This is a genomic window from Neisseria sp. P0016.S008, from assembly GCF_051957775.1.
GTDB classification, from domain to species: domain Bacteria; phylum Pseudomonadota; class Gammaproteobacteria; order Burkholderiales; family Neisseriaceae; genus Neisseria; species Neisseria flavescens_B.
On sequence record NZ_JBQCWB010000002.1, the window covers coordinates 326,684 to 340,529 of the forward strand.

General features: G+C 46.2%; 11 protein-coding genes. 2 read left to right on the forward strand and 9 right to left on the reverse strand.

The features are described from left to right. Nucleotides 1–145 precede the first annotated feature (145 nt). Complete coding sequence (locus tag ACTHS8_RS03850; RefSeq protein ID WP_440373024.1) at nucleotides 146–1,276, forward strand: PilT/PilU family type 4a pilus ATPase; 1,131 nt, start codon at nucleotides 146–148, stop codon at nucleotides 1,274–1,276. Nucleotides 1,277–1,351: 75 nt separating this feature from the next. Here the strand turns inward: ACTHS8_RS03850 and ACTHS8_RS03855 are convergent, their stop codons facing one another. The 5 genes from ACTHS8_RS03855 to ACTHS8_RS03875 all read right to left on the reverse strand — a co-directional run bounded on the left by ACTHS8_RS03855 (nucleotide 1,352) and on the right by ACTHS8_RS03875 (nucleotide 6,319). Continuing rightward, on the reverse strand, nucleotides 1,352–2,758 hold the full coding sequence (locus ACTHS8_RS03855) for a dihydrolipoyl dehydrogenase (protein WP_440373025.1): 1,407 nt from the start codon (nucleotides 2,756–2,758) through the stop codon (nucleotides 1,352–1,354). A 253-nt stretch (nucleotides 2,759–3,011) separates the two neighbouring features. After that, a complete protein-coding gene (locus ACTHS8_RS03860) occupies nucleotides 3,012–3,749 on the reverse strand; it encodes a redoxin family protein (protein ID WP_188209826.1) in 738 nt (245 codons plus the stop codon). A gap of 189 nt (nucleotides 3,750–3,938) precedes the next feature. Then, a complete protein-coding gene (locus tag ACTHS8_RS03865; RefSeq protein ID WP_440373026.1) occupies nucleotides 3,939–4,724 on the reverse strand; it encodes a 1-acylglycerol-3-phosphate O-acyltransferase in 786 nt (261 codons plus the stop codon). A 64-nt stretch (nucleotides 4,725–4,788) separates the two neighbouring features. Further along, the gene (gene mutM / locus ACTHS8_RS03870) at nucleotides 4,789–5,616 is read right to left on the reverse strand and encodes a bifunctional DNA-formamidopyrimidine glycosylase/DNA-(apurinic or apyrimidinic site) lyase (protein WP_039863624.1); all 828 of its coding nucleotides are present in this window, start codon (nucleotides 5,614–5,616) and stop codon (nucleotides 4,789–4,791) included. Nucleotides 5,617–5,659: 43 nt separating this feature from the next. Then, the gene (locus tag ACTHS8_RS03875; protein ID WP_440373027.1) at nucleotides 5,660–6,319 is read right to left on the reverse strand and encodes a class I SAM-dependent methyltransferase; all 660 of its coding nucleotides are present in this window, start codon (nucleotides 6,317–6,319) and stop codon (nucleotides 5,660–5,662) included. A gap of 155 nt (nucleotides 6,320–6,474) precedes the next feature. Between ACTHS8_RS03875 and ACTHS8_RS03880 the strand changes: the two genes are divergently transcribed. Further along, nucleotides 6,475–8,583, forward strand: a complete 2,109-nt coding sequence (locus ACTHS8_RS03880) for a LysM peptidoglycan-binding domain-containing protein (protein ID WP_440373028.1) — start codon at nucleotides 6,475–6,477, stop codon at nucleotides 8,581–8,583. 352 nt (nucleotides 8,584–8,935) lie between these two features. On the opposite strand, the gene ACTHS8_RS03885 is transcribed toward ACTHS8_RS03880, so the two are convergent. The 4 genes from ACTHS8_RS03885 to ACTHS8_RS03900 all read right to left on the reverse strand — a co-directional run bounded on the left by ACTHS8_RS03885 (nucleotide 8,936) and on the right by ACTHS8_RS03900 (nucleotide 13,835). After that, on the reverse strand, nucleotides 8,936–10,225 hold the full coding sequence (locus tag ACTHS8_RS03885; protein ID WP_440373029.1) for a ferredoxin reductase family protein: 1,290 nt from the start codon (nucleotides 10,223–10,225) through the stop codon (nucleotides 8,936–8,938). A 375-nt stretch (nucleotides 10,226–10,600) separates the two neighbouring features. Next, a complete protein-coding gene (locus ACTHS8_RS03890; RefSeq protein WP_440373065.1) occupies nucleotides 10,601–11,605 on the reverse strand; it encodes an FAD-binding oxidoreductase in 1,005 nt (334 codons plus the stop codon). A 79-nt stretch (nucleotides 11,606–11,684) separates the two neighbouring features. Continuing rightward, nucleotides 11,685–13,115 carry an Asp-tRNA(Asn)/Glu-tRNA(Gln) amidotransferase subunit GatB gene (gene gatB / locus ACTHS8_RS03895; protein WP_440373030.1) on the reverse strand — a complete coding sequence of 477 codons (1,431 nt, stop codon included), beginning with the start codon at nucleotides 13,113–13,115 and terminating at the stop codon, nucleotides 11,685–11,687. Nucleotides 13,116–13,214: 99 nt separating this feature from the next. Continuing rightward, nucleotides 13,215–13,835: a trimeric intracellular cation channel family protein gene (locus ACTHS8_RS03900; RefSeq protein ID WP_440373031.1), complete on the reverse strand. Its 621-nt coding sequence runs from the start codon at nucleotides 13,833–13,835 to the stop codon at nucleotides 13,215–13,217. Nucleotides 13,836–13,846: the final 11 nt, after the last annotated feature.

Sequence of the window (13,846 nt, forward strand, 5' to 3'; positions counted from 1 at the left end):
AGGGATGCCGAAAAATCTGCTATATTCCCAGCACGACACTCAATTTAAAACAGATAGCCGCTCTAGCGGCAAAACAGCAAATAATGATTGCTTCTGTTATAATTATTTTCAATAAAATAACTTAACATTAACTATCTGAATTCTTATGTTTGACGAAAATACTCCGGGCGCAAAAGAAGAATTGTTCACTTGGCTACGCCACATGAACAAATACAAAGGCTCCGACCTTTTCATTACCACCAATTTCCCGCCGGCCATGAAAGTGGACGGCAAAATCATGCGGTTAACCGATGAGCCGTTAAGCGCTGAAAAATGTATGGAAATCGCTTTTTCGATTATGTCTTCCAAACAAATCGAAGAATTTTCTACCACCAACGAATGCAACTTCGCCATCAGCCTACCCGATACCAGCCGCTTCCGTGTCAATGCAATGGTTCAACGCGGTGCGACTGCATTGGTATTCCGCTCCATTACCAGCAATATCCCTAAATTTGAAACGCTCAATCTGCCCCCTATTCTGAAAGACATCGCCCTCAGAAAACGCGGCCTGATTATTTTTGTCGGCGGTACAGGTTCGGGCAAGTCCACCTCCCTCGCCTCCCTTATCGACTATCGAAACGAAAACAGCTTTGACCACATTATCACCATCGAAGATCCGATTGAATTTATCCACCAACATAAAAACTGCATCATCACCCAACGCGAAATCGGCGTAGATACCGAAAATTGGCCGATTGCGCTGAAAAATACCCTGCGCCAAGCGCCGGATGTTATCCTGATTGGCGAAATCCGCGACCGCGAGACCATGGACTACGCCATTTCCTTCGCGGAAACCGGCCATTTGTGTATGGCGACACTGCACGCCAACAGCACCAACCAAGCGCTCGACCGCATCATCAACTTCTTCCCCGAAGAGCGCCGTAACCAATTGCTAACCGACTTATCGCTCAACCTGCAAGCCTTTATTTCACAACGACTGATTCCCCGTGAAAGCGGACGGGGTCGTGTGGCAGCGGTTGAAGTTTTGCTCAATTCGCCGATTATTGCCGACTTGATTCAAAAAGGCGAAGTCCACAACATCAAAGAAATGATGAAAAAATCAACTGGCATGGGCATGATTACTTTTGACCAGGCCTTGTATGATTTGTATGAAAACGGCGATATCAGCTATCAAGACGCCATTAAAAATGCCGACTCTGCCCATGATTTGCGCTTAGACATTCAATTACGAAGCCGTCGCGCACAAAATGCCGGTCCGGATTTAGAATTGATTTAACAGCTTCAAAGCATAAAAAAAAGGCCGTCTGAAACCTTACTACGAGTTTCAGACGGCCTTTGTTCCATCAAATAATCAAGCCTGTTTCAATTTTGCATCGGCATCACGCAATGCAGTACGCAGACCTTCCTCGATAACCGGATGGTAGAACGGCATATCCAGCATTTGCGGAATAGTCATCTTCATTTGATGCGCCCAAGCCATCAAGTGTGCCAAATGTTCGGCAGCAGGGCCGACAACTTCCGCACCAATGAAACGGCCGGTCGCTTTTTCAGCATACAAACGCATATGGCCTTTGTTTACCAACATAACGCGGCTGCGGCCTTGGTTTCGGAAGGAAACTTCGCCGATTACAAACTCATCAGGCTGATATTTCGCCGCAACTTGCGCGTATTTCAAGCCGATAGTGGCAATTTGCGGGCTGGTGAATACCACGCCGATGACGCTACGGCGCAAACCGCCCTCAATATTCGGGAAAATAGCGGCATTGTGACCGGCAATTTTGCCTTGGTCGGAAGCTTCATGCAGCAGAGGCAATTGATTGGACGCATCGCCGGCGATAAAGATGTGCGGAATGCTGGTTTGCATGGTCAGCGGATCGGCAACAGGCACGCCACGTGCATCTTTTTCGATATTCAGGTTTTCCAAACCGATATTGTCCACGTTCGGACGGCGGCCGGCGGCAGCCAAAGCATATTCGGCATGGAACACACCTTTTTCGCCATCTTGTTCCCAATGAACTTCAACATTGCCTTCTGCGTCCAATTTGACTTCGGTTTTGGCATCCAAATGCAAAGTCAACTCTTCACCAAAAACGGTTTTGGCTTCTTCAGCGACAACAGGGTCGGAAATACCGCCAATCGCACCGGCCATGCCAAAAATCTCAACCTTTACGCCCAAACGGTGCAAAGCCTGACCCAACTCTAAGCCGATTACGCCAGGGCCGAACACGGCCACACTCTTAGGCAGGGTATCCCAAGAGAAAACATCATCGTTCACAATCAAGCGATCGCCTAAAACTTCCCACTGAGGGAAAATCACAGGGCGCGAACCGGTGGCAATCACAAAACTTTTTGCAGTAATTTGAGTGTGGTCATCGATTTGGACGGTGTGTTCGTCAACAAATTTTGCCGTACCCATAATACGCTTGTCGGCAGGCCACTCTTCTACATCGCTGACCACAAAACCGACAAAACGGTCGCGTTCGGACTTCACGCGGTGCATGACTTCTTCACCGTTTACCGTTACGCTGTCTTTATCCAAATGCACGCCAAATGGATCGGTATGCAGAGCATGATAGCGCGCTTCCGCAGCCGCAATCAGTAATTTGGACGGCATGCAGCCGACACGCGCACAAGTTGTTCCGAATACATTGTTTTCAATCAGGTAAACATTGTCTGTATGAAGTCGGGCATTACGAAATGCGCCCATACCGGCTGTACCGCCACCCAGTACTACCACATCTGCTTGAATCTTCTTCATATTTTATCCTTACTGTCTATATCCAAACCGATATTGCCATCAGGTTATCCGTTTTCAGACGGCCTAAACTTCATAAACTATCAAAATTTAAAAATCAATAGCTAATACCTAAATATCGATTTAAAACAATAATCTCAAATTCTACTTGTAAATATAGAGTTATTCAGAACGCCGATTTGCAAACGTCGTCTGAATAACTCTATATTTGGGTCTTTCAGACGGCCTTTTCAAGCCGTCTCAAGCATACAGGCAATTAGTTTTTAGCCAAGTAAGCTTCCAAGTCTTCGCTGCCGCCGATGTATTTGCCGCCGATGAATACTTGAGGAGCAGTCATCTTGCCGGTAATAGCGCGTACGGAAGTAACAGTTGCATCTTTACCCAATACGATTTCTTCGTAAGACAAGCCTTTGTCTTGCAGAGCTTTTTTAGCTTTAGCACAGAATTGGCAGCCAGGTTTGGTGAAGATGGCAACAGACTCTTGAGCTTTCCACTCAGGAGCGATAAATTTCAACATAGTGTCAGCGTCAGACACTTTGAAAGGATCGCCTGGTTCTTCAGGTTCGATAAACATTTTTTCAATCACGCCGTCGTTAACCAGCATGGAGTAACGCCAAGAGCGTTTGCCGAAGCCCAAGTCTTCTTTGTCAACCAACATGCCCATGCCTTCAGTGAATTCAGCGTTACCATCAGGAATCATGTAGATGTTGTCGGCTTCTTCTTCAGCAGCCCAAGCGTTCATCACGAAAGTGTCGTTTACAGATACGCAGTAGATTGCGTCAACACCGTTTTCTTTGAACGCGCCAAACAATTCGTTGTAGCGTGGCAGGTGAGAAGAAGAACAAGTTGGAGTAAATGCGCCAGGCAGAGAGAACACGACTACTTTTTTGCCTTTAAACAAATCATCAGTAGAAACATCTTTCCAAGTGTCGCCAACGCGAGTGTGGAATACTACGGAAGGTACTTTTTGACCGGTACGATCTTGCAAAGCCATTTTTAAGCTCCTTTAAAAATTCGGGTTAGAGAAATGAATCAATGCTTGCATTTTAATGCAGGCTTATCGATTTGTATAATTTATAGTTCAAATAATATTAATTACATCAAACTATCAATTCAATTAAACCGAAAACAGCTATTCTTCTAAATGAAGGCTGTCTGAAATAAAACAAGTACCTGACTGAAATTATTTTTTAGGTAAGGGCTGAACGGGCGAATCCGAAGCCACAATTTCGCCGATGGCTGTTTCCGCAATATCCTTCAAAGCATAGCGGTCTTTATCCGGCATGTCTGTCGGTTTGTACTGTGGCGAGAAATCCAAACGGATACGGGTTTTCTTCATAGAAACAATGCGCCATAAAGACTGAAACAGATTTACCTCCGCATAGGATGGCAGTTCCGTCCGTTGTCCTTCGTCATCATAATAGCGTAAGGTCACTGCCTGAATCGGCGCTTTCGCATCAATAGCTGATTGAAACAGGGCTGCCTTAAACGGCAAAATACCCAAGCCGGAAGAGGTGCGCGCCTCGGGGAAGAAGCTGACATTCTGCCCTGCTTTCAACGCCGCACAAATCGCCTGATTAATCGGCTCGACATCACGGCGGGAATTACGGTTGATAAACACCGTGCCGGCATTTTTACCCATTTTCCCCAAAACCGGCCAATCGCTGATTTCCTTTTTTGCAATAAAACTGCTCGGATAAACGGCGCTCATGGCAAAAATATCCAACCAAGACACATGGTTGGCCACCACCAAAGTACCGCTCACATTTCCTTGAGGCGGTACGCCGATTTCCAATTCGATATCCAAAGCATCCAACGCACCTTTTCCCAAAACAACCACAGCGTGATTGCGTTCCTCTGCATTGTTGCCATCGATGGCACGCAAATCCCGACCGGTTCTGAATAACCAAGCCGCCAAACGGCAAAGTCTGCCCAGTCGTTTAAAAAAAGGAGCTTTTTGTTTAGACATAAAATTTCTTCTGTATTGTGTTTATTATTTTCAGACGGCCTCTGATATTTAAGGCCTTCTGAAACTATTTCTGGCAATTTGGACAATAAAATGTTCCACGCTGCCCCAAAGTTTCTTTAAAAATCAGCCCGCCACATTGGACACAAGGCTCATTGTGGCGGCCATAGACCGTATATTCCTGCTGAAAGTAGCCGCTTTTTCCATCGCTATTAACGAAGTCTCGCAACGTACTGCCGCCCGTTTCAATCGCCCTTTGCAGAACCGCTTTAACGGTCTCCACCAATAATGCGCATTCTTTCTTGGTCAGCTTATTCGCCGGACGCAATGGCGAAATACCTGCCTTAAACAGACTTTCATTCGCATAGATATTGCCGACGCCAACCACCACCGCATTATCCATCAGCGCTAATTTGACTGCACGCTTCTGGGTTTTTAATTTCTGATACAGATAATTTGCATCAAAATCGTCCGAGAGCGGCTCCGGCCCCAGTTTTTCCAACAAAGGATGATGTTCGGCAATACCCTCATACCACAACACCGCACCAAATTTACGCGGATCGTGATAACGCAATACGGTACCGTCATCAAATACAAAATCTAAATGATCGTGCTTATCCGGCGTGGCGATACGCTCATCATTGGCGGTAAAAATCCGCAAACTACCGGACATACCCAAATGAATAAGTAAAATACCCGTTTCAAAAGTAATAATCAAATACTTCGCACGCCGGTTGCATGCCAAAACTTTGCGCCCGGCCAAAATTTGCGCCAAGTTTGGATGAATAGGCCATCTCAATTTAAACTGGCGAATAATGACTTTTTCTATCTTTTTGCCATCAATATGCGGCGCGATTCCGCGTAAAGTCGTTTCCACCTCAGGTAATTCAGGCATCATTATTCTCCAAATTCATCATTATATATAGGCCGTCTGAAAACTATTCGGCCAAACGTGCCGTACTTAAAGCAACCGTATTGCCATCAAATGCAGATTCCAATTCAGGCAAAGGATGGACACCAATCAGATGTTTCGTTAAAACCACACCATACACCGCCGCACACTGTGGCCACCACCTGTCCCCCGCCTTTTCCATAAACTGCCAGAACTTCAAAGCAGATGGCGAATTCACAGCAGGCAGATAATCCATAAACTGCCCATATTCCATTTCAAAACCAATATCCGCAATTCTTCGTTTCATCTTAGCCAGAGCCAAGCATTGAGATTTCATAGGTAGTCTTTTGCCATCAAACCACGAGCTCAATCCCCACAAAGATTTAGGGTTAAACCCCGTCAAAATCAACCTACCCTCGGGTTTTAATATCCTAAATGCCTCTCGCAACACCAAATCAGCAGACGAAATTTCCAAAAGATGGGGCATCAATAATACATCCACAGAATGCGTTTCAAATGCCAACATTTCAGCATCCATCCGCACATCGCGCGGCACCACAATCATATTTTCAGACGGCCTCTGCCATATACCGCCTAATTGAACCGCCACTTGGCCATTCAAATATTGCAAATGCCGTCTGAAAAAATCCGCCTCTTTTTGAGCAAGATATTGTCCCATTGGCGTTTGCATAAAAAAAGTTTCCATTAAATGCCCCCTATGCATCCCGACTTATGTGACAGAATTTTAACACCACGACCACATCATACAAGCAAATTCCCTACTCGACTTGACGTTTGAATGCTGAAACGATACCATCGAAAAGACGAAATTTTATTATATATTTGATAACTCTATTTACTATGGCAAAACTAAAAACCATCGCTCTGACCGTTTCAAGCCTGTCGGCAGTTTCCGCCACAGCCTACGCGCAAAACGCTACGCCCAACCAAGTCGGCATGGCCATGATGCGCCTCAACTCTTCCCTGCTCGACCAAGCCAAAGCACAAACTTTCGGCTCTGGCAGCTTGTGGGCATCGTTGCGTAAAGACTTCCGCATCAACGAAGTCAACACAGAACTGGTTCGCCGCCATGAAAACAAATTTGCTGCAAATAGTGCATATTTCGACCGCACTATCTCCCGTAGCAAACCTTATATGTACCATATTGCCAATGAAGTTAAAAAACGCAATATGCCTGCTGAAATCGCTTTACTGCCTTTCATTGAAAGCGCATTCGTAACCAAAGCCAAATCACACGTCGGCGCATCCGGCCTGTGGCAATTTATGCCGGCTACCGGCCGCCACTTCGGCTTGGAAAAAACGCCTTTGTATGACGGCCGCCACGACATTTACGCTGCTACCGATGCCGCATTGAACTACCTGCAATACCTGCACGGTATGTTCGGCGACTGGTCTTTGGCACTTGCCGCTTACAACTGGGGTGAAGGTAACGTCGGCCGTGCCGTAAACCGTGCCCGTGCGCAAGGTTTGGAGCCGACATACGAAAACCTGCGTATGCCGAACGAAACACGAAATTACGTCCCCAAACTTTTGGCTGTCCGCAATATCGTTGCCAATCCGCAAACTTTCGGCATGAATATCAGTGAAATCAGCAATCAGCCATATTTCAAATCTGTCAGCATCGACAAACCTATTGATAACAGCACAATCGCTCGCTTTGCAAACATCAGCGAAAGCGAACTGTTGGCACTCAACCCAGGTTTCAATGCCCCGGTATTTATCCCTAAAAACAACCGTCGTCTGTTGTTACCGGTTTCTGCGGTTTCCGCATTTGAAAAAAACTACCGCAATGCTAATCCAGATACCCTGATGTCTTGGGATATCTATACTTCTTTGGGCAACAAAAAGCTTAATGCTATCGCCAACGATACCGGCATGAGCGTAGCCGAGCTTAAACGCCTCAACGGCCTGAGCGGCAGTGCCATTTCTGAAGGTCGCAGCATTTTGGTGGCTAAAAACTCAGCTACCCAAAGTCAAGATATCATTAACTTTATCGACAAAGACAATACGCCGGATACTTACCAATCCAATATGCCGGCCATGTCTCCGATTATTGCTTCCAACGTAGCAGAACCGGTTAAAGTCGCTCAAAATACCGTGACTAATATTGTTGCACCTGTTATTCCACAGTCCAGCAAACCGGTTGACTTTATTGAACGCAACAAAGCTGAAAACGTTACTTCAGTAGCGGTAACAGAAACCAAGGCGCAGCCTCAAGTTGCAAATGCGGAAGTAGCCGCCCCTGTTGTAGCCATGATCCATACCACTGCTGATCCTGCTACTACAAATGTTGCAGAAGCACCTAAAGCAGCTATCCCTACCAACCTGACTGCACCAACCATTGCCGCAAACGATGTAGCCCCTACTCCTGCAGTTGAATCTGTTGCTGCCGCGCCGGCTCAAGAAGAGCATGATGACCTGATGGCCTTAGTACAAAGCCGACCTGCAGATGAACCTGCAGCAACTGTTGCTGAAGCGACTCCTGAAGCCAAACAAGTTCAAACTGTTGTGACTACTGAAAGTGCTCGTGCCGCACGTATTGCAGCCAATACCGCTAAACAGCAAAGCCGCATCAATGCGCGTCTTGCCCGTGTAAATGGTCAACAAAACATACAAACCGCAGCACTTGCAGCAGGTACACATCGTGTGGAAGATGGCGATACGTTATTTAACATTTCCAAACGTTACAACTTGAGCGTAGCTGATTTGATTATTGCCAACAACATCAAAGGCAACAATATCAAAAAAGGCCAAATCCTCCGCGTTACAGCTGCTCCGGCAAAAGTCCGCAGCAACCCGATTCAAAACGTTTCCTACACTGTACGCAAAGGTGATACTTTGAACACTATTGCCAGCCGTTTCAATGTTGATGTTAATGAGATCCGCCGTTGGAACCGCAATACCCGTACTGTGACTCCTGGTCAACGTTTGAAACTGATCGGTAGCTAATACTCCCCTGTTCTATCCTTGTGAATATATGGCCGTCTGAAATATTTCAGACGGCCATAGCTTTTTACACCTCCCCTTAAAGTCCTATCTAAACATTTAAGGAACTTTGTAAAGACTCTACTGTAAGGATGACCAGAAAATTAAAAAATAGCCTACACCTTCACAATGAAGGTGTGGACTGCTTTTATTTTCATACTATTAAGGCTGCATTATCAGACTAAAACCTCTTTAAGTGCTAGAGGTCGTCTGAAAAACAAAAAAACAGTCCGCAACTTCATTTTGAAGGCTTGGACTGTTTTTATTTGCACTAGGTTAAGACTACGCTCTCAAGCTATCCTACATCTATGGATGTTTAGCGGAATTCAAAGAACTCCAAATGTTGCGATCTTGTTTTCAGGTTGTCTGAAATACTGCGCGTGAAGCTGCTGCTGCCACAGAGCCACAGGCTGCGGTTGGCGCTGTCGCGGACAGTCTGTCCGATATGTTCGGCAGTAAGCCTTTGGGTTTCCGAAGGGATATAGTGGAAATTCACGTTGGCTTGTTGCGCTAAATTTTGCCAATGGGCAAGCGTGTCAGCAGACAGATTTCTATCAGCATGGAACCAGTCTATCGACTGGGTAATTGGCTGTTTCGCCAGTTCATTAAGGCGTGCAAGAAATGGGGTAAAACCAATGCCGTTGCTGACCCAAATTTGCGCTTGCTTATCAGAAAAGTCAAAACGTCCGTATGCACCATCGATTTGAACGATGTCGCCAATGTTCAGGCGTTGTGGCAGGCGGTGTGTGTAATCGCCCAAATCTTTGATAACGAGCGTGAGCTCTTGGTTATCAGGCTGCCAGTCTGAAGCGATGGTGAAGGGGTGGCTTTCTCCGTGTGTGCGTAAAAAGAGGAATTGTCCTGCACAGTGTCCTTGCCATTTCGGGGCATTCAGAGTCAGAGAGAGCAATTTACCGTTTTGATTCAGGGAGGAGACGGTAGCGTTTTGCGGATTACCGATGCGCTTAAACAGGGCAATCAGCGAGCAGGCGATGCCTGCACCTAAGGCGGCGATGATCAGCCAGCCCAGCGGTTGCGACCAGTAGGAAAAGTTTACCAGTACGATCGTGTGCCACACAAGCGCGAGATAAACGGGTACGACCAGGATATGGAGTTTGGCAAACCAGCGGTAGGGTATGCGTTTGATGAGGGCGGCGACAAGTAGAACGATGGCGACATAAAAAGCGATTTCACCAACTTCTTCAGCAAAGTGGCGTTGGGTAGCCAGCCAATCTTTTAACGTCAATATTTCCTGCATCGGCGGGCGCGGCGGTTTTTTGCCGTCAAACAGTCCGAGCTTTACCAGCCATTTGGGGAATTGCTTGGTAGTCCAGTGGAGGATGCTGCCTGAAAGGGCGATGATGCCGAGCCATTTGTGCAGGCGGTACATTTTGTCCAGTCCGCCAAGCGGGGTTTCCAATATTTTGGGGCGCATGGCGAGTATCAGGCAGGCACTCATCGCCAGTATGCTGATGGCGCCAGTGAGTTGCAGCAATAGGTTGCGTACTGGAAATACGCCCCACTGGTCTGGAAATGATGTAGCAAGCAGCCATAAAGCGAATATGCCGCCGAAAAATATGGCTAAGGTTAGTTTGATGTTTCTCATGGTCATGGTTCCTGATAAAGTTGACTTAAAACGGCCTGCGCCGTTTACAGGAAAAATTGTATAGGGAAAAAATTAGATGATAATTATTGTGCTACAAATAAGAGCGTGAATTGACTCAAAACTTGATAAAGTCTCTAAATATTACAAAGTATGGTTTTGATTAGTTTGACTTCATAGTGGTTTACATTTAAGGCTACCCTAGACAACCCAATCTACATAAAGATTTTATGGACACGCAACGCACAGCGTATTTAAAAATGCCAACTCAAAAAATCAGAAGAGTGTACATAATGTACACCCTTTCAAAGTTTGATTTCTCTTCAAGCTCAATGCTTACTACTTGAATTCACATCTATCTTCTATTTCACAGCATGATTATGCCGGTGAAAAAGCATCACAGAAGAAGGCATCTTCCGGTAAAGCGCATTTTTGAGTCAGCAAACTTTGCGCACTCTCCGTCATAGCTGGTGACCCGCACGCATAAACTTCATATTGGCTTAAATCAGAATAATTTTGTGCGGCAACGTTTTGCACGTATCCATTCTCCCCTTTCCAATCGGAATTAGGCTTAGAAAGAACAGGCGAGAATTTTGCATTTTTCAGACGGCCTATTAATGCTTCTGCTTCTTCCAATGCGTACAAATCCTCCTGCCGACGTGCTCCCCAGTAAAAATGAACCTGACGTTCGCTATTCTGATGAATCAAATCAAGCAAAATACTGCGGATAGGTGCATAACCTGTACCCGTTGCCAACAAAACGATCGGTTTATCGCTGTCCTTTTGCAACGTAAATGTACCCAATGGGCCTTTAACGCGGACAATGCCTTTTTCTTTGATTTTAGGCTCTGCACCAAAAATCATTTCCGAACATACGCCATTTTCACGTTTACGAATATGCAACTCCAAAACGCCTTCTTGGTCAGGTGAATTGGCGATTGAATAGCTGCGGCTGATATTACCGGGAAGCAGCAAATCAATATATTGCCCAGCATAAAATGCAAATGACGGCGCTTTAGGCAAAGCTAATCTTAACAAAGCAACATCATGTTTGATTTCAATCGTTTCAATGCGTACAGGTAAAGTGCGCACCGGCAAGGCATTCGAATTAAACCCCGGCACATTGATTTTCAGGTTGCTCTTCGCAGTAGTGCGACACAATAACACTTTGCCCTGCGCTTTTTCTTCTGCGCTAATGGCTTTATCAATATGCTCGCCCATTTCAAATTCGCCACTCATCAACTCGGCCTTACATTGTCCGCAAGCGCCACTTTTACAAGAATGGGGCAAATTTAAATTCTGACGGGTCGCGGCAGCAAGAACGGTTTCATCCTCGTTTGCCGTAAATGTTATTTGATCTGATAAGGTAATAGTATGTGTCATGGTATTTAGAATAATTTTAGAATCAAAAATAAAGGCCATCTGAAAATAAAACCTGTTTTCAGACGGCCTGTCCTATCTATCAAGCTAATTTGGCTTTAATCAGCTCTTGTACTTGAGCCGGATTGGCCTTGCCTTTACTTGCTTTCATCACTTGGCCAACAATCGCATTCAAGGCTTTCTCATTGCCGGAACGGAATTGCTCAATGGCTTTCGCATTGTTTGCCAACACTTCATCTACCATTGCTTCAATTGCACCAGTGTCAGTAATTTGTTGCAAACCATGTTTCTCGATGATCTCAGCAATACCTGCTTCAGGCTCTGCCCACATTGCTTCAAAAGCTTTTTTCGCCAGTTTGCTGCTTAATGTTCCATCTGCAACTTTAGCAACCAACTCAGCAAGACGTGGAGCTGTAATCGGGCTTTCAGTCAGTTCCAAACCTTCTTTGTTCAAGGTAGCGGCAAGCTCGCCGTTCATCCAGTTCGCCGTCAATTTACCTTGGCCGCAGGCTTTGGCCGCTTCTTCAAAATAGGCAGCTTGAGCGCGGCTGGCAGTCAACAGGCGCGCATCATAGTCAGACACGCCGTAATCGGCAACAAAACGCGCCGCCATTTCATGCGGCAACTCAGGCATTTGCTCTTTGGCTTTTTGCAACTGGCCGTCTGAAATAATGACCGGCAGCAAATCCGGATCTGGGAAATAGCGGTAATCGTGCGCATCTTCTTTCAAACGCATCACACGGGTTTCGCCTTTTTCAGGGTCAAACAGCATGGTTGCCTGCTGTACTTTACCGCCGTCTTCCAAAATTTCGATTTGCGCTTCCACTTCATAATTGATGGCTTGTTCCAAGAAGCGGAAAGAGTTGAGGTTTTTGATTTCACGGCGTGTACCGAACTCTGCCTGACCTTTTGGACGTACAGAAACGTTGGCATCAACACGGAACGAGCCTTCCGCCATATTGCCGTCGCAAATATCCAGCCAAGTCACCAAACCGTGCAACGCTTTAGCGTATGCCACGGCTTCGGCTGCGGAACGCATTTCAGGCTCGGAGACAACTTCCAACAAAGGCGTACCGGCACGGTTCAAGTCGATACCGGTGGCACCGTTCAAGCCTTCGTGCACGGATTTACCCGCATCTTCTTCCATGTGCGCACGGGTAACATTGATGGTTTTAACCTCATCGCCCACTACGATTTCCAGTTTGCCATGTTCCACAATCGGCAAATCCAACTGACTGATTTGATAGCCTTTTGGCAAATCAGGATAAAAATAGTTTTTACGGTCGAACACGTTTTTCTGATTGATTTTCGCATCCAAAGCCAAACCGAGTTTGATGGCTTTTTCGACGACTTCGCGGTTCATTACCGGCAATACGCCCGGCAACGCACACTCAACCACGCTGGCGTGGGCATTAGGTTCGGCACCGAATGCAGTGGATGCGCCGCTGAAGATTTTGGATTGGGTGTTGAGTTGGACGTGGATTTCCAGTCCGATTACGGTTTCCCAAGTCATAAGGGTCTTTCTGTCGAAAAAAAGTTAATCGGTTAAATGAGTGATTCGTTTTTCAGACGGCCTGAATAAAAACCATAACAGGCCGTCTGTAAGATAAGTTTATTTCCTGCGGCGTTGGAAACCGGGCAATTGCCAATGGAAACGGTATGCAGTCAGGCGAAACAACAATCCGCCAGCAAAGAGCAGGTTTAACGTAAAAATATTAATCCAGCCCAAATGCCCAAGCAGATAAATCAGCCCTCCAATCAAAATGGCCACACTACCGTAAAGGTCGGTACGCAAAATCATCGGCACATCATTGACCAAAATATCGCGCGCAATACCGCCACCAACGGCAGTCACAAAAGCCAAAGAAATAACGCCGAACAGATTAAGCTGCAAAACCATACCGATTTGTGCACCGGTAATGCTGAACGCTGCCAAACCAATGGCATCGGCAATAATAAAAGCAGCGGCCAAATAGGTGCTGCGATAACGTTGCACCCTTATCAACCATGCGATAGCAAGCGTGGCAAACACAACAATCAGCGCATCGGTTTGCAAAAACACTTGCGGAATCCGGCCGACCAAGCCATCGCGTATCATGCCGCCGCCGACAGCCGTCAGTAACGCAGTAATGACAACACCGAGCACATCCAATCGCTTGTTGTAGCCGACCAAATAGCCGGAAATGGCAAACGCGGCTGTCCCAATGATTTGAATGAAGTCGGTGGCTGTCATAATTTTTAAAT